Annotated in this window: 20 protein-coding genes and 2 pseudogenes; 7 read left to right on the top strand and 15 right to left on the bottom strand. The window is 39.4% G+C overall.

From position 1 onward, the window contains the following. Nucleotides 1-147: 147 nt before the first annotated feature. From FTX43_RS07005 to FTX43_RS06985, 5 genes are all read left to right on the top strand, one after another. The gene (locus tag FTX43_RS07005; RefSeq protein WP_002336053.1) at nt 148-1,602 is read left to right on the top strand and encodes a glycoside-pentoside-hexuronide (GPH):cation symporter; all 1,455 of its coding nucleotides are present in this window, start codon (nt 148-150) and stop codon (nt 1,600-1,602) included. A 15-nt stretch (nt 1,603-1,617) separates the two neighbouring features. Next, nucleotides 1,618-2,649: an aldose epimerase family protein gene (locus FTX43_RS07000; RefSeq protein ID WP_002336054.1), complete on the top strand. Its 1,032-nt coding sequence runs from the start codon at nt 1,618-1,620 to the stop codon at nt 2,647-2,649. Nucleotides 2,650-2,655: 6 nt separating this feature from the next. Then, entirely contained in the window at nt 2,656-3,843 is a 1,188-nt protein-coding gene (locus FTX43_RS06995) for a galactokinase (protein ID WP_002314506.1), read from the top strand. Between the two features lie 153 nt (nt 3,844-3,996). Continuing rightward, on the top strand, nt 3,997-5,379 hold the full coding sequence (locus FTX43_RS06990; RefSeq protein WP_002336237.1) for a Y-family DNA polymerase: 1,383 nt from the start codon (nt 3,997-3,999) through the stop codon (nt 5,377-5,379). Continuing rightward, nucleotides 5,351-5,737, top strand: coding sequence for a hypothetical protein (locus FTX43_RS06985; RefSeq protein WP_002291408.1), 387 nt, complete (start codon nt 5,351-5,353; stop codon nt 5,735-5,737). Before FTX43_RS06990 ends, FTX43_RS06985 begins: the two co-directional genes overlap by 29 nt. Nucleotides 5,738-5,858: 121 nt before the next feature. On the opposite strand, the pseudogene FTX43_RS06980 reads toward FTX43_RS06985, so the two are convergent. From FTX43_RS06980 to efp, 15 genes and pseudogenes are all read right to left on the bottom strand, one after another. Continuing rightward, a pseudogene (locus tag FTX43_RS06980) lies at nt 5,859-6,526 on the bottom strand (DUF421 domain-containing protein). A 519-nt stretch (nt 6,527-7,045) separates the two neighbouring features. Continuing rightward, nucleotides 7,046-8,425 carry an FAD/NAD(P)-binding oxidoreductase gene (locus tag FTX43_RS06975; protein ID WP_002336057.1) on the bottom strand — a complete coding sequence of 460 codons (1,380 nt, stop codon included), beginning with the start codon at nt 8,423-8,425 and terminating at the stop codon, nt 7,046-7,048. Between the two features lie 173 nt (nt 8,426-8,598). Then, nucleotides 8,599-9,768: a pyridoxal phosphate-dependent aminotransferase gene (locus FTX43_RS06970; RefSeq protein ID WP_002336058.1), complete on the bottom strand. Its 1,170-nt coding sequence runs from the start codon at nt 9,766-9,768 to the stop codon at nt 8,599-8,601. Then, nucleotides 9,743-10,894, bottom strand: coding sequence for a M20 family metallopeptidase (locus tag FTX43_RS06965; RefSeq protein ID WP_002340998.1), 1,152 nt, complete (start codon nt 10,892-10,894; stop codon nt 9,743-9,745). Before FTX43_RS06965 ends, FTX43_RS06970 begins: the two co-directional genes overlap by 26 nt. Then, complete coding sequence (locus FTX43_RS06960) at nt 10,854-12,203, bottom strand: aspartate kinase (protein ID WP_050544164.1); 1,350 nt, start codon at nt 12,201-12,203, stop codon at nt 10,854-10,856. Before FTX43_RS06960 ends, FTX43_RS06965 begins: the two co-directional genes overlap by 41 nt. Before the next feature lie 8 nt (nt 12,204-12,211). Continuing rightward, nucleotides 12,212-13,213: an aspartate-semialdehyde dehydrogenase gene (locus tag FTX43_RS06955; RefSeq protein ID WP_002314501.1), complete on the bottom strand. Its 1,002-nt coding sequence runs from the start codon at nt 13,211-13,213 to the stop codon at nt 12,212-12,214. A 15-nt stretch (nt 13,214-13,228) separates the two neighbouring features. Next, nucleotides 13,229-13,924 (bottom strand): 2,3,4,5-tetrahydropyridine-2,6-dicarboxylate N-acetyltransferase, encoded by a 696-nt coding sequence (gene dapD / locus FTX43_RS06950; protein ID WP_002314500.1) that lies wholly within the window; start codon nt 13,922-13,924, stop codon nt 13,229-13,231. A 5-nt stretch (nt 13,925-13,929) separates the two neighbouring features. Then, nucleotides 13,930-14,646, bottom strand: coding sequence for a 4-hydroxy-tetrahydrodipicolinate reductase (dapB, locus tag FTX43_RS06945; RefSeq protein WP_147606927.1), 717 nt, complete (start codon nt 14,644-14,646; stop codon nt 13,930-13,932). Then, nucleotides 14,643-15,524, bottom strand: coding sequence for a 4-hydroxy-tetrahydrodipicolinate synthase (dapA, locus tag FTX43_RS06940; protein WP_002291396.1), 882 nt, complete (start codon nt 15,522-15,524; stop codon nt 14,643-14,645). Before dapA ends, dapB begins: the two co-directional genes overlap by 4 nt. A 2-nt stretch (nt 15,525-15,526) precedes the next feature. Further along, nucleotides 15,527-16,327: a diaminopimelate epimerase gene (gene dapF, locus FTX43_RS06935; RefSeq protein ID WP_002291395.1), complete on the bottom strand. Its 801-nt coding sequence runs from the start codon at nt 16,325-16,327 to the stop codon at nt 15,527-15,529. Further along, a complete protein-coding gene (lysA, locus tag FTX43_RS06930) occupies nt 16,314-17,573 on the bottom strand; it encodes a diaminopimelate decarboxylase (protein WP_147606924.1) in 1,260 nt (419 codons plus the stop codon). Before lysA ends, dapF begins: the two co-directional genes overlap by 14 nt. Before the next feature lie 287 nt (nt 17,574-17,860). Then, nucleotides 17,861-18,790: an alkyl sulfatase dimerization domain-containing protein gene (locus tag FTX43_RS15180; protein ID WP_225620492.1), complete on the bottom strand. Its 930-nt coding sequence runs from the start codon at nt 18,788-18,790 to the stop codon at nt 17,861-17,863. Continuing rightward, the gene (locus FTX43_RS15175; RefSeq protein WP_225620493.1) at nt 18,718-19,755 is read right to left on the bottom strand and encodes an MBL fold metallo-hydrolase; all 1,038 of its coding nucleotides are present in this window, start codon (nt 19,753-19,755) and stop codon (nt 18,718-18,720) included. The genes FTX43_RS15180 and FTX43_RS15175 overlap by 73 nt, the downstream gene beginning before the upstream one ends. 127 nt (nt 19,756-19,882) lie before the next feature. Then, the gene (locus FTX43_RS06920) at nt 19,883-20,650 is read right to left on the bottom strand and encodes a J domain-containing protein (protein WP_024635449.1); all 768 of its coding nucleotides are present in this window, start codon (nt 20,648-20,650) and stop codon (nt 19,883-19,885) included. Nucleotides 20,651-20,847: 197 nt separating this feature from the next. Then, nucleotides 20,848-21,411 carry an elongation factor P gene (gene efp / locus FTX43_RS06915; protein ID WP_002289434.1) on the bottom strand — a complete coding sequence of 188 codons (564 nt, stop codon included), beginning with the start codon at nt 21,409-21,411 and terminating at the stop codon, nt 20,848-20,850. Nucleotides 21,412-21,837: 426 nt separating this feature from the next. Here efp and FTX43_RS06905 point away from each other — a divergent pair, with 426 nt between their 5' ends. Together FTX43_RS06905 and FTX43_RS06900 are read left to right on the top strand one after the other, a co-directional pair. Beyond that, nucleotides 21,838-22,755 (top strand): PLP-dependent cysteine synthase family protein, encoded by a 918-nt coding sequence (locus tag FTX43_RS06905; RefSeq protein WP_002292689.1) that lies wholly within the window; start codon nt 21,838-21,840, stop codon nt 22,753-22,755. A gap of 12 nt (nt 22,756-22,767) precedes the next feature. Beyond that, nucleotides 22,768-23,911: pseudogene (locus tag FTX43_RS06900) on the top strand (cystathionine gamma-synthase). The last annotated feature ends 91 nt before the right edge of the window (nt 23,912-24,002 follow it).

Genomic DNA, 24,002 nt, shown 5'->3' with positions numbered 1-24,002 from the left:
AATGCAACAAAAAGTTAAATAAAAGTCACAGAAATATATTAAAAAGGAAACGATTTCTTGTTAAGTTTAAGTCATTAAAAGATCTTTGTTATTCGTTGTAACCGGTTTACTTAGTATTATATATTGAACAGGAAAGGAATACAGATTATGAAAAGCAAAATGATCCAACGTATGTCCTACGCTTTAGGCGCTTTTGGACACGACACATTCTATGTTACATTAAGCACTTATTTTATGGTATTCGTGACAAGCCAGATGTTTGCAGGAACAGATAAGGCAACGAATGCAAAAATGATTGCTACAGTTACAAGCTTAGTTGTAGGTATTCGCTTAGTTGAAATTATTTTTGATCCTTTAATTGGTGGCGTTATTGATAATACCCGTACAAAATATGGCAAATTCAAACCATGGTTAGTTATCGGTGGTATTGTTAGTTCTGTACTCTTGGTAGCAATCTTTACCAATTTCTTTGGCTTAGCTACTCATAATACGACTTTATTTATCATATTATTTGCAATCGTTTTCATCTTGTTGGATAGTTTTTATTCATTCAAGGATATCGCTTTTTGGTCAATGATTCCTGCTTTGAGCACGGAAACAAAGGAACGTGAAAAATTTGCTACGTTTGCTCGTTTCGGCTCTTCTCTAGGTGCAAATGGTACTACACTAGTCGTTGTCCCTATCGTTACTTTCTTTACCTATCTTGTTACTCATAAACATATTGAAGGCGCTTCAGGTTGGTTCTGGTTCGGTGTGATTGCCGCTGTTATTTCAGGCGGTACTGCGATTATCACTGCCTTGGGAACAAAAGAAGTCGATACTGCGATCCGTCAACAAAATGAAAAAGCCGGAATCAAAGATGTGTTCAAAGCAGTTGCTCAAAACGATCAATTGATGTGGCTTGCCCTTGCTTATATCGCTTATGCGATTGCTAATGTAGCAACGACTGCCGTATTGTTCTACTTCTTCAAATATGTACTTGGCCAACCAACTGAATTTTGGATTGTTGGTCTAGTTGCTGCCTTACTTGGTTTAATAGCTGTCCCATTATTCCCAATGCTTACACGCGTCATCTCTCGTCGCTATGTTTACCTTGGCGGGATTGCAATGATGATTTCTTCCTACTTTTTCTTTACGATCGCAGGTTCAAGTTTGCCAATCGTTATCATCGGGTTAGTATTGTTCTACTTCCCTCAACAATTGATTTTCTTATCCGCTTTGATGACAATCACAGACTCTGTTGAATATGGTCAATGGAAAAATGGTATCCGTAATGAAGCTGTTACTCTCTCTATTCGTCCTTTACTAGATAAAATTGCTGGTGCTTTGTCTAACGGGATCGTAGGGTTTGTCGCTATCGCTTCTGGGATGACTGGTAATGCTACTGCTGCTGATATCACTGCTCATGGCGTAACGACTTTCAAAGCTTATGCATTCTATGCTCCTGCTGCTTTGATGATTTTCTCCGCTATTATTTTTGCTTGGAAGATTACATTGACAGAGAAAAAACATGCACAAATCGTTGAGGAATTAGAAAACAAATTGGCTCCAGCTGATACAATGGAAGATGAACTTCACGATGCAGTAGTTCCTTCACATTAAGAAAGGATCTTGAAAATGAAGATTACAGAAAAAGATTTCGGCCAAGGTTATCATTTGATAACCTTGGAGAATAAAAACAAGCTAGTACTTTCTGTCTCTGATTTAGGTGCTAGGATCGTTTGTTTAAAAACAAATGATCAAGAATTAGTTTTGGGATTTGACACCGCTGAAGAATATATCGAAAAAGACCCGTATATCGGCGCGTCTATCGGTCGCACCGCAGGGAGGATCGAAAATGGCCGCTTTTCTCTCAATGGAAAAACTTACCAATTAGCTATAGATCCAAAAACTGGGCATAATCTGCATGGTGGTTCTCCTGGATTTGAATTAAAAAAATGGTCTTATGTCATTTTGAATGGCGAAAATGAAGCTTCTGTCATTTTTACTACTACAAGTCCCGACGGAGAACATGGTTTTCCAGGTACATTGGATGTGGAAGTCCGTTATACTTTGACACAAGATAATATCTGGCGGGTGACCACTCGCGGTATCAGTGATCAAGATACTTTATTCAATCCGACAAATCATGTCTACTTCAACTTGACGGGAGATGCTTCTCAAGCGATCGATCAACATGAGCTTTGGCTCAACAGTGAAGCTTACGCTCCTTTACGAGCAGACAGTATTCCTATAGGAGTAAAAGAAAATACTGCAGGGAATGCTTTCGATTTTCAAACGCCTAAAAAACTAGCGTCCGTTTTTGCTAGTGATTTGGATCAAAAAGAACTCGTTGACGGAATCGATCATCCATTTTTCTTAAAAGAATCTGGCTTGGATAAAGAAGCCGCTCGCTTGACTAGTCCGGATAAAAAAATCCAAGTAGATATCGCTACAGATGCTTCTAGTATGGTTATTTTCACTGCAAATTTCGGTCCAGAAACACCAGAAATGCGTGGTCGAAAACTGGCACATCACGGCGGCATCACATTTGAGACTCAAACAGCTCCAGGGGCAGAGCGCTTCTCAGCATTTGGTTCGATTCATTTAAAAGCCGGAACAGCATTTGAAACAGTGACAGAATTCAAAATCAAAACAAGAGAGGAATAACTCATCATGGAAATCAAAAGAAGCTTAAACACAAAATTTGCCGAAACATTCGGCCCTAAAAAAACGACACAATACTTCTCGCCAGGTCGCATCAATTTGATTGGTGAACACACTGATTACAATGGCGGTCATGTCTTCCCTGCTTCCATCACTTATGGAACGCAAGGCGTCGCCGCACCTAGAGACGATAATAAAATATTAGTTTATTCCACAAACTTTGATGATATCGGCGTCATCAGTTTTACTTTAGATGAGCTAGAATATGATAAAAAAGCAAATTGGGCAAACTACGTAAAAGGAATGGTCCTTAAATTAAAAGAAGCTGGACACCCAATTGATCATGGATTTGAGTTGTTGGTGGAAGGAACAATTCCTAACGGTGCAGGACTTTCCAGTAGTGCTTCATTAGAATTATTGGTAGGTGTTGTATTAGAAGATCTGTTTGATTTAAAAACGGATCGTTTGGAACTAGTCCAAACGGGTAAAAAAGTAGAAAATGAATTCATCGGTGTCAATTCAGGTATTATGGATCAGTTTGCTATCGGCTTCGGTGAGCTAGATCATGCGATTTTGTTAGATACAAATACGCTGAAATATGAAATGGTCCCAGTGAAACTAGATGGTTATGCAATCGTCATCATGAATACGAATAAACGTCGGGAATTGGCAGATTCAAAATACAATGAACGCCGCAGCGAATGCGAAGAAGCCTTGGCACGTCTGCAAAAAACTTTGCCTATCTCTTCTTTAGGAGACTTAGATGAAGAAGAATTTGAATCAACTATTGACCAAATCGGTGATGATACATTGATACGCAGAGCTCGTCATGCTGTTTATGAAAATCAACGTACTTTGAAAGCAAAAGCTGAATTAGAAGCTGGAAACTTGGAAGCATTTGGACAACTGCTAAATGATTCTCACCACTCTCTTCGCTATGATTATGAAGTGACTGGGATCGAGTTAGATACACTAGTGGACGCTGCTCAAAAACAAGAAGGTGTCTTAGGTGCACGAATGACAGGAGCTGGATTTGGCGGCTGTGCGATTGCTCTTGTCAAAGAAGAAAATATACCTGCCTTCAAAAACAATGTCTATGATGAATATATGAAAGTTGTCGGCTATGCTCCAGAATTTTATGTTGCACACATTGGAAATGGGACAACAAAGATTGATCCAGAAGCCGTTCATGTATGATAGAAAAATCAATGAACACAGCTAAATAAATAGGTAGAAATAACCTCTCAGCAATTTTCAAACATGAGCAAAAGGCTCACATTTGAAAATTGCTGTTTTTTATTGACACGAAAAGGGAACGTGTGTTCTAATTATGTAGAAGAGGTGATTGTTATGTGGGCGAATCAAAATCCAGTATTTGTTTATGAAAAAGAACCTTCACGAGATATTTTATGTATTGACTGCAAATCTTTTTACGCCTCCGTAGAGTGCGTGGAAATGGATCTTGATCCCCTTACAACTAAATTAGTAGTAATGTCCTATCCGTCTGATTCGACAGAAACACGGGGTAGCGGATTAATCTTGGCTTCCAGTCCTGCAGCAAAAAAAGCATACGGCATCACCAATATCAGTCGTGCCAGAGATTTACCCTTCCCCTATCCAAGTGATTTATATATTGTTGCTCCAAGGATGGCCTATTATATGGAAAAAAACAGAGAAATCAATACTATCTATAAAAAATATGCAGATGAAGCGAACCATCATGTCTATTCCGTTGATGAAAGCTTCCTTGATGTAACAAATAGCATGGCACTCTTTGGTAAAACGAATGCGTACGACATGGCTAAACTGATCCATAAAGATGTATTTGAACAGACCGGAATCTACACGACTATAGGAATCGGCGATAACCCACTACTTGCTAAACTAGCCTTAGATAATGGCTCAAAAGACGGAAAACAAATGATTGCTGAATGGCGTTATGAAGATGTCCCAGAAAAGTTATGGACAATCTCAGATATCACTGACTTTTGGGGAATCGGCAAACGAACAGCAAAACGACTGAAACAAATGGGTATACATTCGGTTTATGATTTAGCTCACGCGGATTATTATCACTTGAAAAGCACGTTAGGGATCATCGGTACTCAGCTTTATGCCCATGCTTGGGGAATCGATCGAAGTTTTTTAGGGCAAGAATATATACCGAAATCAAAAAGTATCGGAAATAGTCAAATTCTAGATAGAGATTATACGAGGCAAGAAGAAATCGAGATTGTTATCAAAGAAATGGCCGATCAAGTCGGCACCCGCTTGAGACGATCTGCAGCAAAAGCACAAGTAGTCAGCTTATGGGTAGGATACTCCTTAGGTTATCTTGATCCAAATGGTAAGACCGGTTTTCACCAGCAAATAAAAATCGAAGCGACAAATGCTAGCAGAGATCTAGCAGAGGCTTTATTGACCATTTTCCACCAGCATTACCGCTGTCAGGATATTCGGCGTATAGGTGTGAACTGTTCCAACCTCGTATACGCGACAGGTTTACAGCTTAACCTTTTTGAAGATCCTGAGAAGCAGATAAATGAAGCGAAAGTTGATTTTGTAGTCGATACGATCAGAAAAAAATACGGCTTTAAATCAATCATCCATGCGCATAGTCTCTTGCAAGGAGGACGCGCCATCGCACGTAGCTCTCTCGTTGGTGGGCATGCAGGTGGTATGAGTGGATTAGAAGGTGGAAAAGATGAGACGGACAGCAAAAAAATTCATTGACTATAACGAGTATCGAGATCGTCCATTTGGATTAAAATGGGGGACCGCTTTTGCGATGGAAGAACTAGTCAACGGTATCAAAAAAAATGAAGAAGAAGCACGCAAACAACCTCTCCCTAAACAACAAATGACATTACAAGAAATCGATAGTATACTGACAGAAGCTTTTTTATCTCGTAAAGCAGTAATCATCCAGCTCAATTTAACAGATGAATTTGGAAGACTCTTAGATGAGGTTGAAGGTCATTTCATTGGTGAAGCCTATGAAGATTATTTTATGATCGACCATCAGCCGATAGTTTGGGAAGACGTACGGCATATTGAGTTAAAAGAAACAAAAAAATGGTTTGTGACATGAGAGGCTGTTCAATCAGCGTTTTGATCTTATTATTAGCTGATTGAACACCGTTTAGTGGAGGTTGCGAAAAAGTCGCTTAGTTTTGAGTATCAAGTCAAAGCGCTGATTTCACAACCTCTGTCTATCCATCTATCCGGTAAGATTCATGCATCACATCTTCTTTGTTTAGTACGTAGAACCCTTTTTCTTCTGACCATTCGACATAAATCAGCTGTTTTACGTCTGCATAGCCTTCTTTCTTCAAATTCTCCAGAAGCCACGATTCATCTAGTTGATTGGATTGAAGTACTTTATGCTGGATTTGTCCTTCGTCCACTAGCAGGATCGACAAAGCTTTGTCATCATCTGATTTTTTCAATACACTCATTTGACCGGCATTCTCTAGGATAACATGTTTGGCATTTTCAAGAGAAAAGCATTCCTGCTGTCTTAAGATTGCTCGCAACTGCTCCATCTCGATATGGTTATTTGCCAACTCTGTCATGTTGATGACGCCGTCTTTGATTAAAACAGAGGGCTCGCCTTTAACCCAGCGATTGACTTTTTCATTTTTTTGGACGATACGTTCGATGCCATAAATCATTACTGCCCAAAGCGCAATGGCAAATAGGACATGACCTACATGGACATTGTCATCATAGGTTGATTCTTCTAAGATCCCCCTAAAACAAGCGTATAGACTAAATCAAATGGTGTGATTTCCGACATGGATTTCTTCCCAAGCAAACGCACCACTAATAACAAGCCGATCAATCCGAATACCAGTTTCATTGTGATTGAAAAAACCATTCTTTCTCCCCCTAACTATCTGTTAATTAAATTATATATGCTTTCTCTCAAACACGCATGGAATATACAAGGAAGAAATGTATCCTTTCACTAAAAAAAGGACTGTGACACGAGACGTGTCACAGTTCCTTATTCCGAACAAAGGGTGTTCAATCAGCTGACCCTCGATATTCGCTCAAAAAACGGCAAAATATGAGGAACTATTTTGCCGTTTGTTTCTCTAATACTCAGTTCAAAACACTGATTTTACAACCTCTTGGTAAACGGTGTTCAAAAGCTTGCATCTACGACACTAAACCCAATCAGATGAAAAATATGGAGTGCTATTTTTATCTGATTGTTCTTACTGCTTGATGCAGAGCAGCTTTTTCACAACCTCCTACACGGTGTTCCAGAAGTAGCTTCTACGGAAATAAGCCGAAATTTCACAAAAATTTGAGAAGCAATTTCCGTCAATTCCTTCTTATTTCTTGAAGCTGACCACTTCTGTCACAACCTCTTTTCAAATATTTCGTTTCCTTATTCTACAAATGGTTCTTCTCCTAGTGCTTGTTGAGCGGCTAGATTCAACATGCTCCATTGTCGGTCAAAACCTGGTTGGAAGAAGAAGTCAGCTTCTGCCAGTTCTTCTAAAGTCAGTTTATTTTGGATCGCTAGTGCCAACACATTTCCTTGACCTGTAACATCATAGGTAGATAATACTGCTCCTCCTAGCAATTGATGGGTCATTGGATCTGAGAATAATTGGATGGACACTTTTGGATTTCCTTGTTCTTCTGGTACATATTTTGGTCGTAACGTATCTTCATAATAAGACACTCGTACATCTACTCCTGCTTTTGCTGCAGTGAAGCTATTCAATCCGCTTGCTGCAAAATGGCAGTCGAAGACACTTAATGCGGAGGAACCTACGACTCCGCCGAACGGTTTGTTTGGTACTTCTTCAAAAAGATGTTTTACTACATAACGTGCTTCTCTACGTGCAACAGTCGCTAAAGCGATCGGCATTTTTTTGCGTGCTGGGATAGAATAAGCAAGTGTAGCATCTCCTACTGCATACACATCTGGAAGATTCGTTTGCAAGTATTCATTCGTTTGGATCCAGCCACGTTCATCTAAGTCGACGATCCCTTTTAACCATTCAGTATTTGCCTTCACACCAGCAGCTTGGATGACTAGATCTGCTGGGATTTCTTTTTCACTTGTTTTGATCGCTTCCACTTTTCCGTTTCCGGTAAAGGCTTCGATTTTGGCGTTTGTCAAAACTTCAATACCGTTTTCATTTAGGTGTTGTTCTAAAATGTCTGTCATTTCAGCATCTAAATAAGTGCCTAAGGGTCTGTCGATCACATCAAGCAAGACGACTTCTTTTCCAGCTTTTCGGCTTGCTTCTGCTGCTTCGATCCCAATGTAACCAGCACCTACGACAGCGATTTTTTTAATAGCCGGATCATTTAATTTTTCTTTGATTTTGGTTGCCCAATTGTATCCACGCATCAAGTACACATTTTCTAAATCTGCCCCTGGTACTGGCAAATTGTTTGGTTTGACACCAGAACTCAAGATCAATTTATCATAAGGATATTCTTTTGTTTCGTTATCTGATGCGCTAGTAACCGTTACTGTTTTTTTATCTGCATCGATCGTTTTTACTTCGTGATTATTTAAAATATGAACATTGGATTGCGGAAAGTTTTCTGGTCTGAAATTACGTACATCATTTACATCTGTTACCTTGTCTTCTAGATACAGCTCCATACCGCATGACATGAAGGAAACATAGTCTCCTGCTTCAAATAGCGTGATATCTACATTTTCACCGTATCGTGTCAATAGTTCCAAGATCGATTGATGCCCTCCATGAGATGCACCTACAATGACAACTTTGATTTTTTCCATTGATGAAACCTCCTTGAATATTCTTTTAAAATCATTCTAAACAATTTAAACTTAACATTACATCAGTTATGAATCAAAAGAAACGCGTTCATTTGAACCAAATTTAAAAAACAATCGGTAGCTTGCAGAATATACCGCGAAGATGCCGATTGTTTTTTGAGAAAATTCATGAATCACTGTTCTGTTAAAAAGTCTTTGATCCGTTTGCACGCTTCATGTAAGTTTTCCATACTGCTAGCATAAGAAATTCGTATATAGCCTTCTCCTTCTGGGCCAAATGCAATGCCAGGGATACACGCAACTTTTGCCTGTTCCGCTAAGTCTACACAAAACTGCCAAGAGTCGTTTTGAATGACAACTGGGAGTTTGCAAAATAAATAAAATGCACCGTTTGGCTGAGTCACTTCAAATCCTAAAGGCGCCAATTGCTGGACCAGATAGTCTCTTCGTGTTTGATATTGCTCTTTCATGTTCTCGCTATCTTTTACTCCATTTATTAGCGCTTCAGCCGCAGCTTTTTGCGACATCGTTGTAGCCGCAGTCACCAGATATTGATGGACTTTAATTAGTTCGTCAATAAGGGCTTTTTGAGCAAAAATAAACCCCACTCGCCAACCAGTCATCGCATGTGACTTGGATAGCCCGCTTATCACGATTGTTTGTTCCGGAAGATAAGAAGCTATGGACATATGCGTTCCACTGTAAGTCAATTCAGCATATACTTCATCACTTATAACAAATACCGGATATTTTTTTAAAACTTCAGCGATTGCTTCCAACTGGCTTGCAGACAATGTCGTCCCAGTGGGATTGTTAGGATAATTTAAAATGACTGCTTTGATAGCTGATCCATATTGTTCAAATGCTCGTTCAAATTGTTCCGGCTGACAGACAAACCCTGTGTCAGAAGTATCTATCGGGATCAATTCAGCACCAGCTAGTTCCACTAATGGCTGATATCCTGAATAAGCAGGCGCTGGAATAAGAACCTTGTCTCCTTCTTCTAAAACAGATAACAATGCAGAAGCAATCGCTTCCGTTGCACCAACCGTCGTCAAAACTTCCGTTTGCGGATCATAAGTTAATCCATAACGCTGCTGCTGAAACATACAAGCAGCTTCCCGCAGTTCCTCCAGTCCTCTCATTCCGGTATAGTGAGAAAAGTCTTCTTCAATCGCTGTTATTCCGGCTTGTTTGACATGTTCGGGAGTCGGAAAATCCGGTTCTCCCAAGGTAAGCTTGATCACATCTGGTATCGACGATATTTGCTGATCGAATTGCCGTATTTTAGATACTTCTATTCTAGAAAGCCTAGGATTAAATTGATTGGATAAATTCATCATTATTTACTCGCTCCTCTTTTGAACTGCTATCGATTTCTTCAAGAAGATTTTCTGTAAAAAGAATCGTTTTGTACCATTCTACACCATTTTCTAAAACATCCATATCAAAATCGAACGTCGGATCATGTAAAGCAGGGGTATCACCGACACCTAAAAAGAAAAATACACATGGATATTGTTGCGTATATATGCCAAAATCTTCGGCTTGAAGAACTGGATCCTCTAATTCATGTAGTTTGTTTGAATCCGACAATGCTGCGTATAAGCCGCTATGATTGATTACAGCTGGATAGCCGTCATTATAGCGGAAAGAAATAGTAGCTGCAGAGTGAAACTGTTCTGCTAAATGAGCTAATCCCCTCTTCAAATAATTTTGCATATCTGAACTGTAAGAACGGATACTTCCGGATACAATAACTTCTCCAGCTAAAACATTCCGGATCGTTCCACCTTGGATTTGACCAAATTTCATTAGATGATTCCACTCTGTCGGTAATTGCCGATCAAAATCATAAACATTCTTCAAAAATCGTACAGCTGCCTCCAGACTATCGATTCCTTTTTCACTAGAAGCAATATGCGCGGACTGGCCCTTGATGATGATGTCTGTTTCACTGCTTTGTGCCATCAAAGGTCCTGGTCGAGAAAAAACTTCTCCTTTCGCTAGTCCAGGCCATAGATGAAAGCCAAATATTGCTTGTACTTCATATTTATCTAACAATCCTGACTGAATAACACTTTGTGCGCCGCCGGAAATTTCTTCTGATGGCTGATAGATCAGTACTACATTATAAATAAGCTCCTCGATGTGTTCAGTTATAAAGTCGGTCAACCCTAAAAGCATCGCCATATGTCCGTCATGACCACATGCATGCATGTACCCTTCATGCTTAGAAGCAAAAGAGAGATTTGTTTCTTCTTTGACTGGCAGTGCATCGATATCTGTTCGAAAAGCAATCGTTTCTTCTTGTTGATTATCAAAATAAAGAAGCAGTCCTGTTTCGCCGATTTCATGGATAACGGCTCCACTATTTTTTACTTGTTCATATAAATATTTTTTTGTTTTGAATTCATGAAATCCGATTTCAGGAATTTGATGGAGTGCCATTCGATATTCTTTCAGCATCCGTATTCACCATCCCTTCATAGATACCCTTCACTACGGTTTCATACTGATCATTCGGTACACCGATGATTAGATTCAACTCCTGTGCTCCTTGTGATAAGATCGATGTGCGAATTTCTAATTTATTCAATATCGATAACACTTTTCCAGATAAACCGATCAATTCTTTATGCGGTCCGCCAACGACAGAGATCAAAGCTAAGTCTTCGATAACGACGATTTCTTCCACGCCAAGTGTTTCTTTTAATTCTTTTGTGATGAGAAATAATTTATCGGCAATCGCTTCTGCTGAGACGATCACTCCGATATTGTCGATCCCTGAAGGAATATGTTCGATTGATATCTCATGTTTAGCAAAAATGCTCATTGCTTTCCAGATAAACCCGATTTCATCGGACATATGACGTTTGAATAAAGTGATCGAAAGAAAATCCTTGCGTCCAGCTATTCCTGTCAATCCATTTTCCTTTTCCACTTCGTGATTCGATATTTTTGTTCCTTGAGCGAAAGGATCATTGGTATTTTTTATTTGGATGGGGATATCCGCCTCTTGAACTGGGAAAACAGCTGCTTCATGAAGAACATTAGCCCCCATATAAGCCATCTCTCTCAGTTCTCTAAAAGAGATTTCCTCGATGATTTTGGGATGATCGATGATTCGCGGATCAGCCATCATGATTCCTGAAACGTCTGTCCAATTCTCATAACTCGACGCTTGTAGCATCTTCGCCAGTATCGCGCCAGTAATGTCGCTTCCCCCACGTCCCAATAATTTTTCTTTGCCTGCAGGGTTTGCCCCGTAAAATCCTGGAACAACCATTTTCGGATATCTTTTAAATGCTTTTGTGATTTTCTGTGCTGTTTTTTCCTCATCGATTTTTCCATCATAGTCAAAGAACAGCAGGTCCTTTGCATCAATGAACTGGTAACCAAGATACTCAGCCATCAGTCGAGCAGTCAGATATTCACCTCTGCTTACTAAATAATCTTCAGTTATCTTTTCATCTTCCAGTTGTTTTTGTATGCGTGCCAGTTCCTCTTCCATAGGTAACTGCAGGTCAAGAAGGTCTCTTACTTGAATGAAACGTTCACAGATCCTTTCCCAAAGGGGTGTCCAATCAACATGATGCTGAAGGTAGGCATAAATCAAATAAAGTAAGTCTGTTACTTTGTCATCATCTGATGTACGTTTGCCTAAAGCAGAAACAACGATCACTTGACGATTGGGATCTGAAAGAACAATTGTACGGACTTTTTTGAATTGTTCTTCATGAGACATCGATGTTCCGCCGAATTTTGCTATTTTCAGCGTATTACTCATCTTGCCACCTCCGCTATTTTCTGCATTAAAGCTGCAGCAATCTGTACGGCATTCGCAGCGGCTCCTTTGCGTATGTTATCGGCAGTTGTATAGAACAACAGTCCGTTCTCTAAAGAGGTGTCTTTTCTGATCCTCCCAGCATAAACCGTATCTGTTCCTCTAGCAAGAATGCTCGTTGGATATTTATGTGCTGCTAGATCATCTTCTAATTGGATTCCTGGAAACTGACTGAGACACTCTTTAACTTCTTCAATCGTAAACTCTTTTTGCAACTGAACGGCCACCGAGACTCCGTGTCCATTCTCGATTGGCACACGTACACAGGTTGCTGATACTGGCAAATCAGGCTGATGCAGAATCTTACGGGTCTCATTTATCATTTTCTGTTCTTCTTTGGTATAGCCGTTTTCCAAAGGCTGATCGATTTCTGGAATCACCGTTTGACTAATATTATAAGGATACAAAGCTGGTTCCTCGTCATTTTGCGTGCGGTAAAGATCTTGGATACCTTTCTGTCCAGAACCAGAAACTGCTTGATAGGTCGAATAATTGACTCGTTGGATTCCAAAGGCTTCTTGTAAAGCTTTAAGCGGTAGTACCGCTTGAATGGTTGAACAATTTGGATTCGCAATCAGCCGATTCAATGTATAGTCTTCAAGATTGACCTCTGGAACGATCAATGGAATATCCGAATCTTCTCGCCATGCCGAGGAATTATCTATAACAAATAATCCTTGACTTCTTGCGATTGGCGCAAACTCTTTGGATACAGAAGCACCTGCAGAAAATAGCGCTAAATCATATCCTTCAAATGAAGTTTCTGTCAATTCCTGTACAGTGTGTTTCTTCCCCTTGAATACACAAACTTTGCCAGCTGAACGTTTTGACGCTAATAATTTCAATCGTCCTACTGGAAAATCATATTCTTCTAACACTTTGAGCATCGTTTGTCCGACTAATCCGGTTGCCCCCACAATACAGGTATCTATTTCGCGCATTTTTCTCCATCTCCTCTATAATTCGCGTAACGCAGCAATCAATGCTGTATTTTCTTTTGTCTGATCATCACTTATTTTCAAGACACGTGCAGGTATTCCACCGACAACAGTGCCTGCTGCCACATCTTCTAAAACCACTGCTCCTGCTGCCACGACTGCATCTTTTCCGATATGGACACCTTCAACAATCACTGCATTCGCACCTACCAGCACGCCATCTTCTACGATAACCGGTTTAGCCGATGCGGGTTCGATTACACCCGCTAAGACAGCTCCTGCACCAATATGGCAGTTTTTGCCCACTGTCGCTCGTCCACCTAAGACAGCACCCATATCAATCATCGTGTTTTCACCGATTACTGCACCGATATTGATAATCGCTCCCATCATGATCACGGCATTGTTGCCGATGGACACTTGATCTCTGATAATAGCACCTGGTTCGATACGGGCATTGATTTTTTTGATATCCAGCAAAGGAACTGCACTGTATCTTGCAGCAGTTTCGATTTCGATTTCAATGATTTTTTCCGCTTCAGCTTCTAAAACCGGAGCAATCGACTCGTAGTCACCAAAAACAACGAAGCTGTTTCCTTCACCAAAAACTTTGCTGTCTTTAAATTTGATTGGCTCGGTTACATTCAGATAGACTTTCACAGGCGTCTTTTTAGATGCCGTTTGAATGTAGCGGATGATTTCTTGAGCTTCCACGTTTCTTACACCCCTTTATCCATTAATAAATCTTCTAATTTGTAATAACCTGGTGGCTGATTTTTCAACCAGTCCGCTGCTTCTACTGCACCTGCAGCAAAGATTCGATTAGAAAAAGATTCATGTTTGACCGTAAATACTTCATCGGGAGCTGCAAACATTACCTCATGTTCACCAGGTAAAGAACCTGCACGAATACTGTGTACACCAATTTGATTTTCTTCTCTTTTTTGTCCTTGCCAGTTGTATACAGGCTGAAGCTTTTGTACTTCTTGGATTGTTTGAAGAAGCATATTCGCGGTACCAGATGGTGCATCTTTTTTACGACTATGATGTTTTTCAATCAGTTCGATCTGCCAGCCTTGCAACATTGCAGCTGCTTGCTTGATCAGTTGGTTCATCACCATGATGCCTAACGAAAAATTAGCACTATACATCACAGGTACCTGCTTGGCATGTTCTTCCATTTCTTGGAACTGTGATTGTGTATAACCTGTCGTGCCAATGACTAACGGAAGTTGACAAGACAAGCTATACGAAAGGATCATCTCTAAATTATCTGGATGAGAAAAATCAATAAGCAGTTCTGGCAGTTCCGTAAAAGCAAGTGTAGTTGCTTCTTTAGGTGCCGTCCGTAAAAGAAGGACCGTGTCTTCTCTTTCTTGTGCAACTTCTTCGACTCTATTCCCCATCTGTCCACTGCCAATCAGTCCGATTTTCATTTTTCAACCGTCCTTTCCCTTAGCAAAAGCTGAGCTAATTGTTTCTTTTTCTCTTCCGAAAGGGACACTAAAGGCAGGCGTAGAGGTCCTGAAGGTAAATTTAATAATGACATAGCTGCTTTGACAGGAATAGGATTGGTCTCACTGAACAAGGCATGGATCAGCTCAAGTGCATTTAATTGTTTTTCTTTTGCTTGCTGCCATCTTCCGTCCATCATATCTTTTACTAACTCATGGACTATTTTAGGCTGGATATTTGCCCATACACTGATTACACCGCTCCCTCCTACACTCATTACTGGCAGGATCAAATCATCATTTCCGCTGTAAAGGCTGAATTTTTCGCTAATCAATCGAGCGGCATCCATCACATAAGCCATATCTCCTGAGGCTTCTTTCAAACCAATGATATTAGGATGTTCTGCTAAATCTACTAGTACATGGATTGGAATCGACATGCCTGTTCTAGAAGGGACATTATATAAAATAAGCGGAATTGGTGAAGCTTCTGCAATTGCTGTGAAATGAGCAGCTAATCCTGCATCACTTGTTTTGTTGTAGTAAGGAGTGATGACCAAAAGTGCATCTGCGCCCAAAGAAGCAAAATGCTTCGCTTTTTCAATCGTTTCTTTCGTATTATTCGTTCCAGCTCCTGCAATCACCGGCACACGGCCAGCCACTTTCTTTACTGTCAGTTGAAGGATCTTCTCCTCCTCAGATTGTGTGAGTGTAGAAGATTCTCCTGTTGTACCCAAAACTAATAATCCGTCTGTTTGTTCATCTAAATGGAATTGGATCAATTTTTCCAAACCAGCATAATCTACTGATCCCTCTTCATTCATCGGCGTGATCAGCGCCACGATCGAACCTTTTATCATCTTCATTCCTCCAATATTCTTGTCCATTCATGAACTGCTGGACCAGCCATTTGTATCGTATCCTCACCAGAGATCATCAAGTCTCCTTGTTCCAAGTGAACGACTACCTGATCTGCTGAAATCTTCCCAGTTTCCTTCGCAACCGCATAAGAGGCACAGCAACCTGTACCGCAAGCAAGTGTCCAACCTACTCCTCTTTCATAGGTACGGACGGTCAATTCTTGTTCATTGACTACTTCTACAAAGTTGACATTGGTTTTTTCTTTGAATAAAGGATGATGACAGATCAGTTCGCCTCTTTTTTTCCAAACTTCCTCACGCGCATTTTCAACAAAAACAACGGTATGGATCGTCCCTAAAAATAAACTAGTGATCGTTACTTTTTCGCCACCAATTTCTATTTCCTGGTTTTTTATTGGATAAGATTGTGCAGCTTTGATTTTTTCTGGAGAATCATCTGGCACTCCCATATCTACGCTGCAATAAAAAGGTGAGGGATCCAACACCGTAATTTTTCTTGTGCCTGCTAACGTCTCTACGTTGAATTCCTGTTCATCCATCCTATTTTGATCATTCACATATCGAGCAAAACAGCGAATACCATTTCCGCACATAGGGGCACGGCTACCATCTTTGTTGTAATAGATCATTTCCAACGGATCGGTTTTTACGGCGATCAATCCGTCTGTGTCATATTTTTCTTTTGCGCATAAAGAAGCGGCTAATTGACTATAATTCGTATCCTCTGTGTAATCTAATAAGATAAAATCATTTCCACAGCCATTATATTTATGAAGGATCATAAGAAACTTCCCCCCTTAGTAGATCAGAAAATGCTTGTCTGCGAACAACCAGTCTTGATTGACCATTATTGACAAAAACAACTGCTGGTCGTGTCGCTCGATTGTAGTTGCTGCTCATTGAGTATCCGTAAGCCCCCGTGGAATAAACAGCTAAAAGATCACCTGATTTTGCTTTCGGCAAATAAGTTTCTTTGATTACCACATCTCCTGATTCACACATTTTTCCTGCAATCGTCACTTTTTCTGTTTTTTCTTCCGACAATTTTTCTGCTAAATCACAATCGTATGCTGCCTGATACAGAGCTGGGCGGATATTATCTGTCATCCCGCCATCTACAAAGTAATATTTTTTATGTGGTGTCTTTTTGATGAAGCCAATCGTGTATAGTGTTGTACCAGCTTCCCCAACAATACTTCTTCCTGGTTCGATCAGTAGTTGACGAATCGTCAGTTTTCGTTTGTCCAAAGCTTCTTCCGTATATTCAATCAGCTTTTTTAGTGCCTCTTCGATTGGGATTGGCTGATCATTTTGTGTATAACGAATCCCGAATCCTCCCCCGAGATTCAAGGAAAGTGGTTGCTCAAAATCGGTTAAGTAACTCGTCAATTTGTCGATTTCAGCTAGCCAAGCAGTAACATCAAAAATTTGTGACCCAATATGGGCATGAAAACCTTCTAACTCTAGATAGCTGCTTTCTTTTATCAATTGGAGAGCTTGCTGACACTCTTTACTTTCATAGCTCATGCCGAATTTTGAATCAATATGTGCAGTGACGATATATTCATGAGTATGGGCATCTACACCGACATTCAACCGAAGCATGACATCGACTTTTTTAGAATAGCGTTGGCTTAATTCTTCTAATAACTCGACTTCCATCAAATTATCGGCAACAACATGCAACAACTCATTTTCAAGTGCATAGATCAGTTCTTCTGGGGTCTTGTTATTACCATGGAAATAAATAGCATCTCTAGGAAAATCAGCTTGCAAAGCGGTATAGATTTCCCCACCGCTGACAACATCCAGCCCAAATCCATATTCATGGACTAAACGTAGCATCTCAATCGTTTGGAATGCTTTAGAGGCGTAAAGCACTTTTGTATCAAAATGCTTCGATACAAAGCCTCGCTTGAATGACAGCATCGTTTGTCTCATCTTTTCTTCGTCATACACATACAGAGGTGTCTGATACTTTTCTGCTAATGTGCTTGCTGTGACTCCGCCAATTATCAATTTTGTCATTTTTTCATTCCTCTTTTCACATTTTTTCCGTTTTTATTGGAATTTCATTTGATAAAGATTTGAATTTTATTGGAATAATATTATACAAAATTTTCTGAATTGTCTAGTATATTTCGAAACATTTTTTTAAAACAAAAATAAAAATGGGTACAAAAAATAAAATATCCGAACTATCAGAAGAATATTCCTGCATACCAGCAGAGGTTTATCGCTGTTTAGCGATGATAAACCCTTTTTACTTCCATATCGTTCGGATATCTTAAATTTATGAGTTATTTCAACTATTTTCACGGTTCCATGATATTGAAATAGTTGTTTGTATCTGCTTTAAAAAGCATGGACCAGTTTCGTGGTTCACCCGAGGAATCAAGCATTTGCTGGAGGAATGCTAATCTTTTTCCTTCATAAATGAGCGTGACCTCCTCTTTGTCTGAAGAAATAGGATAATAAGTCAAAATTCCTTGCCAGTAATCGATGAAATAAGTCGTTGTCAATGAATGGATTTGACCATTTGAAAGTTGCCAATCATCTGTGAACTTTACCATGCCCGTCTGTTGTTTTTTGGTCGAGATAGTATGGATGCTTAAATAATCCAGCAACATTTCTCCATTCATCTGTGCCGATAACTCTGACGAATCAGCCGATTCAATTGAAAACAAGTCCACATCTTCCTTTAATTCCAGTGCTCCAGTCAAGTACTCATTTCGCCAAGCCCCAGATTCCGATTGATACCCCAATTGTGTCAACGATCGTCGGCAAAGCGCTCTTGCCTCTTTATTTTCAGGATCTGCGTAAATGACCAAATTCGTAACTTTTGCCGCCCATTGATAATTTCCTTTTTCATAATCTTCATGTGCTTTTTCTAAGATGGCCTCTGCTCCACCCATGTACTTTACCATTTGTTTCGCTTCCCGTTCAGGAGGAAGCGGATTTAAATTCACCGGATTTGAATCATACCAACCGATATACTTTTGATAAACCGCCTTGCTATTATGAGCAATCGTTCCGTAATATGGTCTTAGATACCACTGGTTTGTCAGCTCTTCTGGCAAAGCGACTTGTTCTGCTAATTCGTTTATGGTATACCCGGCATTGACAGCTTTAAGTGATTCATCATGAATTCCTTTATATAACCGTGCTTGGTCTAGTAAATACCTGTTAATAGCATCTGGTTCCTCCTCAGTGGCGTACCGCGGCCAAGTATGCGCATGGAACAATACTTTTGCTTTTGGTCCATAGCGCCGTTGTGCCTCGATAAGGTATCTCGACCAGCTTTTTCATCTCGTATCTGTGCCCCTCGCAGAGTATAAAGATTATGCATCGTACAAGTGCAGTTTTCTGCCATCCAAAGCGCTTGATATGCTGGAATATACGTATTCATTTCGGCAGGGGCTTCTGTGCCAGGGGTCAATTGGAAATCCAGATCTAATCCATCGATAGCGATTATTTTATTTTCAGTGATCTCACAAGTAGGAAGCTCAAAACTGATCGTGCCTGTAGATTGTCCTTGTCCAATCCCAACAGATAAGGAACCAAATGGACTTTTTTCTAAGGAAGAGCCATATTGAAAGACTGCTCTTCTTCCCATGGCCTTCCCTACCATAAGGTTCTCAGAAATAGCAGCTTCCGTAAATCCTTCAGGTACATAAATCGGAACAGAAGGATCTACTTTGAAGTCTTTAAACAAACCGCGTATGCCACCAAAATGATCGACATGGGAATGACTGATAATGATTCCTGCAAGATTCCCCTCCACTTCTGGATACCCGTTTTCATTAAACCAGCGATCCGCAAACTCAATCGCTGCTCTTGAACATTCGATACTCATCAATGTATCAAAGACAATCCATTTATTGTTTGGAGTAAGAACCAGTGTGAGGTTGGCCATATCAAATCCCCGTAACTGAAAGATTTGCTCAGTGACACGAAAGAGACCCGTTTGATGGTTACATCGCGCATTTTCCCAAAGACTTGGATTCGCACAGTTTGGACATTCCTCTTCTAAAAATGCATAAGCTTTCTGGCTCCATATAACTTTTCCGTCTTGAATAATCTCTAAATGGTTAAAGGGAGCGACACAATTCTGGCTAGCTAACATAAATTCATGATTATCCGCAAAGTTCAATTGTTTTTTTACGTTGCTATTTTCTTTCTGTGTCTCTTTCGTCGTATGCTTCTCCATTATTCAGCCTCCGTTTTCTCTTTTTAAACTAATTTAATTATAATATTATTTTAATATAAAGAGAAAGAAAACGCTGTCTTGGTTATACAAGCAGTAGGAAAATAAAAGGAAACATGGCAATTTGAAACTATTTCAAATATTTATAGGCTTCGATAATCTCTTCGTACTTTTCTTTCGCATTTTCTTCTACGGATTTATCTGGATGATACTTCATGACTTTTTGTCGATAGGCATGTTTGATCTCTTCTTTTGTTGCCTGTTCATCTACACCTAAGATCAGCCTAAAATAAGCTTCCAGTTCAAAAGGCTCGTTGATTACTAAAGAAGTTTTTTCGTTGTTCCTATTTTGATCAGATGATTGTTGCGTATGCTCAGAAGTATCTTTCTTTTCATTTTTTTCTTTGAGTAAAAAAGTGAATAAATACGTACACTTACGAAAATACTTATTCAAAGAATGATAAACAACTAAACGGATACCAATTGCTACGAGAGAGATCGGAACTGTCAACAAAATATTCCAAATCAAAGCTAATTGAAAAATAACATTTAATAAATAAAAAACAGTAATGATCGTCATACATGATCCTATGATCTGCAATGGATAAATACCATAAAATTGTAATAGACTAGACAACAGCAGGTAACTCAGTGGAATGCTTAAAAGAATAAATAATTTTACAGATAGATGCGCTTCTGTAAATCGTTGAAAATAATGGATGATAGGCTGAAAAAATTCCAATAATTCAATATATCGCCCACCTATTTCATTCGGAAGGAACATCGAAAACAAAACAACAATTATGTACAAAGCCACTTCTGGAAATGCAAGCGTTACAATTATTGCCCACAACAAAAAAATCAAAAGATAAAAAAACAGTAATAGGATGAATCCCATAAAGATTCCTCTCTTTCAAAATATTCGACAGATCACATCTTTCAATTAAATTGTATTTCAAAGTGTAAATAAAACAAATACTTTTTTATTTTTCAATCGGCTGATTCTACAAAAAACCTCTTGAAAGGCAGATCGGATGATCCACTTTTCAAGAGGCCAAGCTATGTTTTTCAACTTCTTATCAATTCGTCAGCTCATTATTTTGACGCACGTTTTACATAAGAACCTTCTGCTGTATTGATTTCCAATAATTCATCTGTTTCGATGAAGTCAGGAACATTGACCACTAAGCCAGTTTCCATTGTCGCTGGTTTACCTGAACCAGTAACTGTTGCACCTTTGATTGAAGGTTGTGTTTCCACGACACGCAACACGACAGTTGTTGGTAATTGAACACCGATAACTTCGCTACCGAAGAATTGGATTTTTACTTCCATGTTTTCTAGGATATATTTCATTTCTTCTTCTACTGTTTCTACAGGAATTTCATATTGTTCATATGTTTCCAAATCCATGAAGAAAGCTGTATCGTCCATCGTGTACAAATATTGCACAGGTTTTGTGTCGATATGTGCTTTTTCAAATTTTTCTTCTGGTCTGAACGTTGTATCGTATGTTGCGCCTGAACGGACATCTTTCAGTTTCATACGCATAACTGTATTTCCTTTACCAGGTTTATGGTGGCTTGCATCCAGAACTTTAATCAATTTACCGTCTTGAACGAATGTCATACCGGCTCTTAAATCACTTGCTGAGATCATTATTTTTGCTCCTTCTTTTCTTTATCATAATCAACTTTATTGTATCAGACAACCGGTCAGAAAACTAGAGTATTCTCTATCTTTTAAGGTTTCATGACTATTTGACAAAAAAAGTAAATACGGGTAAACGATACTATCAAAAAATTTTTCCTTTCAAGCCTTTGACTTTTATTTTTTTTCATGCTATCGTTAATAAAAATTTTACTTGGAGGGATACACATGACAGTCAGCAACCAAAAACAATGGAATCGTTGCTGTTGTATGGTGCGTAAAAGCAGCATACTATTTGTCATGTCTATTAATTGCCCTTCATAGAATGAGTACCAGGTAACTTACCTTTTTGTCTACTCAATTTTTCTCTATGTCTTTCAAGGAGCTGATTTAATAGTCAGCTCCTTTTTTTATTATCTTTTTTAGGAGGTCCATATGATTATCTCGACAATTACAGAAGCTATTGGTTCTACACCGCTTTATCGCTTTGACAATCAGCACTATTCTATGCCTAAAGGTTCTGCTATTTATGCAAAACTGGAATATTTAAATCCAGGAGGAAGTATCAAAGATCGATTGGGCAGTTATTTGATCAAAGAAGGACTTGCCCAAGGAAAAATCAATGAAAAAACGACGATCATCGAACCGACTGCCGGAAACACAGGGATTGGGATTGCTCTGGCCGCACTCACACATCGGTTAAGAACGATTTTTGTTGTTCCAGAGAAGTTCAGCTTAGAAAAACAACAATTGATGAAAGCATTGGGAGCAAAGATCATCCATTCTCCTAGTGAGAAAGGAATCGTCGGTGCCATCAGCAAAAGTAAAAAACTTGCAGAAGAGATATCGAACAGCTATCTGCCTCTTCAATTTGAAAATAAAGATAACCCCGCTGCTTACTATCATACGTTAGGACCGGAAATCTTTCATGAAATCAAAGAAGATATCCATAGTTTTGTGGCGGGGATCGGTAGCGGTGGAACCTTTGCTGGAACTTCTACCTTTTTGAAAGAAAAATATCCCGACATTCGAATAATCGGTGTAGAACCAGAGGGCTCTGTATTAAATGGCGGAGATCCAGCCCCTCATGAAATTGAGGGTATCGGTGTAGAATTCATTCCGCCGTTTCTTTCTCCCCTTTCAATCGATCAGATCGAGACAATCTCTGATATAGAAGGGTTTAACTATACTAGGCAATTAGCACGAGAACAAGGACTATTAGTTGGAAGTTCGAGTGGTGCGGCTTTTGCAGCAGCATTAAGAGAAATTCGTCGTTTACCACCTGGTCATCGTGTCGTTACGATTTTTCCAGACGCAGCAGACCGCTATTTATCAAAAAACATTTACTTATAGGAGGAAAGAAACATGCACATTCAAACAAAATTGATCCACGGAGGCATCAGTGAAGATTCCACAACAGGAGCTGTCAGTGTACCTATTTATCAAACATCCACTTATCGGCAAGATGGAGTCGGTCATCCTAAACAATATGAATATTCAAGATCTGGTAATCCTACTCGTTTTGCATTGGAAGAACTGATTGCTGATTTGGAAGGGGTGTTCGAGGATTCGCTTTTTCTTCTGGTCTTTCTGGGATTCATGCCGTTTTTTCTCTTTTTGAAGCTGGCGATCATATCTTATTAGGAGATGATGTCTATGGAGGAACATTCCGTCTATTTGACAAGGTTCTTACTAAAAATGGTCTCGAGTACACGATCATAGATACGAGCAATCTTGATAAAATAGAACAATCCATCCAACCCAATACAAAAGCACTTTATCTTGAAACACCTAGCAATCCGCTTCTAAAGATTACTGATTTAGAAAAAAGTGCCACTCTGGCTCATCGACATGGATTGATAGTTATTGCTGACAACACATTTGCTACTCCTTATTTTCAAAGACCATTAGATCTTGGTTCTGATATCGTTGTCCACAGCGGCACCAAATATCTAGGCGGACACAGCGATGTAGTAGCTGGTCTAGTGACTACTAGACATAAAGAGCTGGCTGAGCAGATCGGATTTTATCAAAATGCTATCGGTGCCGTTCTTGGTCCTCAAGATAGCTGGTTACTTCAGCGTGGAATCAAGACTCTAAGTGTTCGTATGGAGGAACATCAAAAAATGCTTTTGCAGTAGCTGATTTTCTTTTCTCTCATCCAGCAGTAGAAAAGGTCTACTATCCAGGATTACCCGATCATGAACTTTATGGAATTGCTAAGCAACAAATGAGTGGCTTTAGCGGAATGGTTTCTTTTACTTTAAAAAATGAAGCAACTGCTATTCCTTTTGTTGAATCTCTCCAACTATTTACTTTAGCAGAAAGTTTAGGTGGCGTAGAAAGTTTAGTAGAAATTCCCTCTGTCATGACTCATGCGTCTATTCCAAAAGAAAAACGTGAAGAGGCTGGCATAAAGGACGGCTTGATCCGTCTTTCTGTAGGAATTGAGTATGGTCAGGATCTCATAAACGATTTAGCTCAGGCATTTGACACAATCAAGAACTAGAAAGTCCGCATAAACGGTTTAGCAGAAAAATCTAAAAAATATTTCAGATTGCTACACCTTGGAAACGATAAGTGTTAGAATCAAGTAGAAA

The organism is Enterococcus sp. DA9 (genome assembly GCF_008000875.1).
In the GTDB taxonomy this organism is placed as follows: Bacteria; Bacillota; Bacilli; order Lactobacillales; family Enterococcaceae; genus Enterococcus_B; species Enterococcus_B lactis.
The sequence above is the reverse complement of the archived record's forward strand: the minus strand, read 5'-3'. Positions and strand labels throughout refer to the sequence as shown.

Excerpts from the sequence above, each read along its gene's own strand:
- FTX43_RS07005 (WP_002336053.1), top strand. The coding sequence starts at position 148 with ATGAAAAGCAAAATGATCCAACGTATGTCCTACGCTTTAGGCGCTTTT.
- FTX43_RS07000 (WP_002336054.1), top strand. The coding sequence starts at position 1,618 with ATGAAGATTACAGAAAAAGATTTCGGCCAAGGTTATCATTTGATAACC.
- FTX43_RS06995 (WP_002314506.1), top strand. The coding sequence starts at position 2,656 with ATGGAAATCAAAAGAAGCTTAAACACAAAATTTGCCGAAACATTCGGC.
- FTX43_RS06990 (WP_002336237.1), top strand. The coding sequence starts at position 3,997 with ATGTGGGCGAATCAAAATCCAGTATTTGTTTATGAAAAAGAACCTTCA.
- FTX43_RS06985 (WP_002291408.1), top strand. The coding sequence starts at position 5,351 with ATGAGACGGACAGCAAAAAAATTCATTGACTATAACGAGTATCGAGAT.
- FTX43_RS06975 (WP_002336057.1), bottom strand. The coding sequence starts at position 8,425 with ATGGAAAAAATCAAAGTTGTCATTGTAGGTGCATCTCATGGAGGGCAT.
- FTX43_RS06970 (WP_002336058.1), bottom strand. The coding sequence starts at position 9,768 with ATGATGAATTTATCCAATCAATTTAATCCTAGGCTTTCTAGAATAGAA.
- FTX43_RS06965 (WP_002340998.1), bottom strand. The coding sequence starts at position 10,894 with ATGCTGAAAGAATATCGAATGGCACTCCATCAAATTCCTGAAATCGGA.
- FTX43_RS06955 (WP_002314501.1), bottom strand. The coding sequence starts at position 13,213 with ATGCGCGAAATAGATACCTGTATTGTGGGGGCAACCGGATTAGTCGGA.
- dapB (WP_147606927.1), bottom strand. The coding sequence starts at position 14,646 with ATGAAAATCGGACTGATTGGCAGTGGACAGATGGGGAATAGAGTCGAA.
- dapA (WP_002291396.1), bottom strand. The coding sequence starts at position 15,524 with ATGATAAAAGGTTCGATCGTGGCGCTGATCACGCCGATGAATGAAGAG.
- dapF (WP_002291395.1), bottom strand. The coding sequence starts at position 16,327 with ATGATCCTTCATAAATATAATGGCTGTGGAAATGATTTTATCTTATTA.
- lysA (WP_147606924.1), bottom strand. The coding sequence starts at position 17,573 with ATGACAAAATTGATAATTGGCGGAGTCACAGCAAGCACATTAGCAGAA.
- FTX43_RS15175 (WP_225620493.1), bottom strand. The coding sequence starts at position 19,755 with ATGGAGAAGCATACGACGAAAGAGACACAGAAAGAAAATAGCAACGTA.
- FTX43_RS06920 (WP_024635449.1), bottom strand. The coding sequence starts at position 20,650 with ATGGGATTCATCCTATTACTGTTTTTTTATCTTTTGATTTTTTTGTTG.
- efp (WP_002289434.1), bottom strand. The coding sequence starts at position 21,411 with ATGATCTCAGCAAGTGATTTAAGAGCCGGTATGACATTCGTTCAAGAC.
- FTX43_RS06905 (WP_002292689.1), top strand. The coding sequence starts at position 21,838 with ATGATTATCTCGACAATTACAGAAGCTATTGGTTCTACACCGCTTTAT.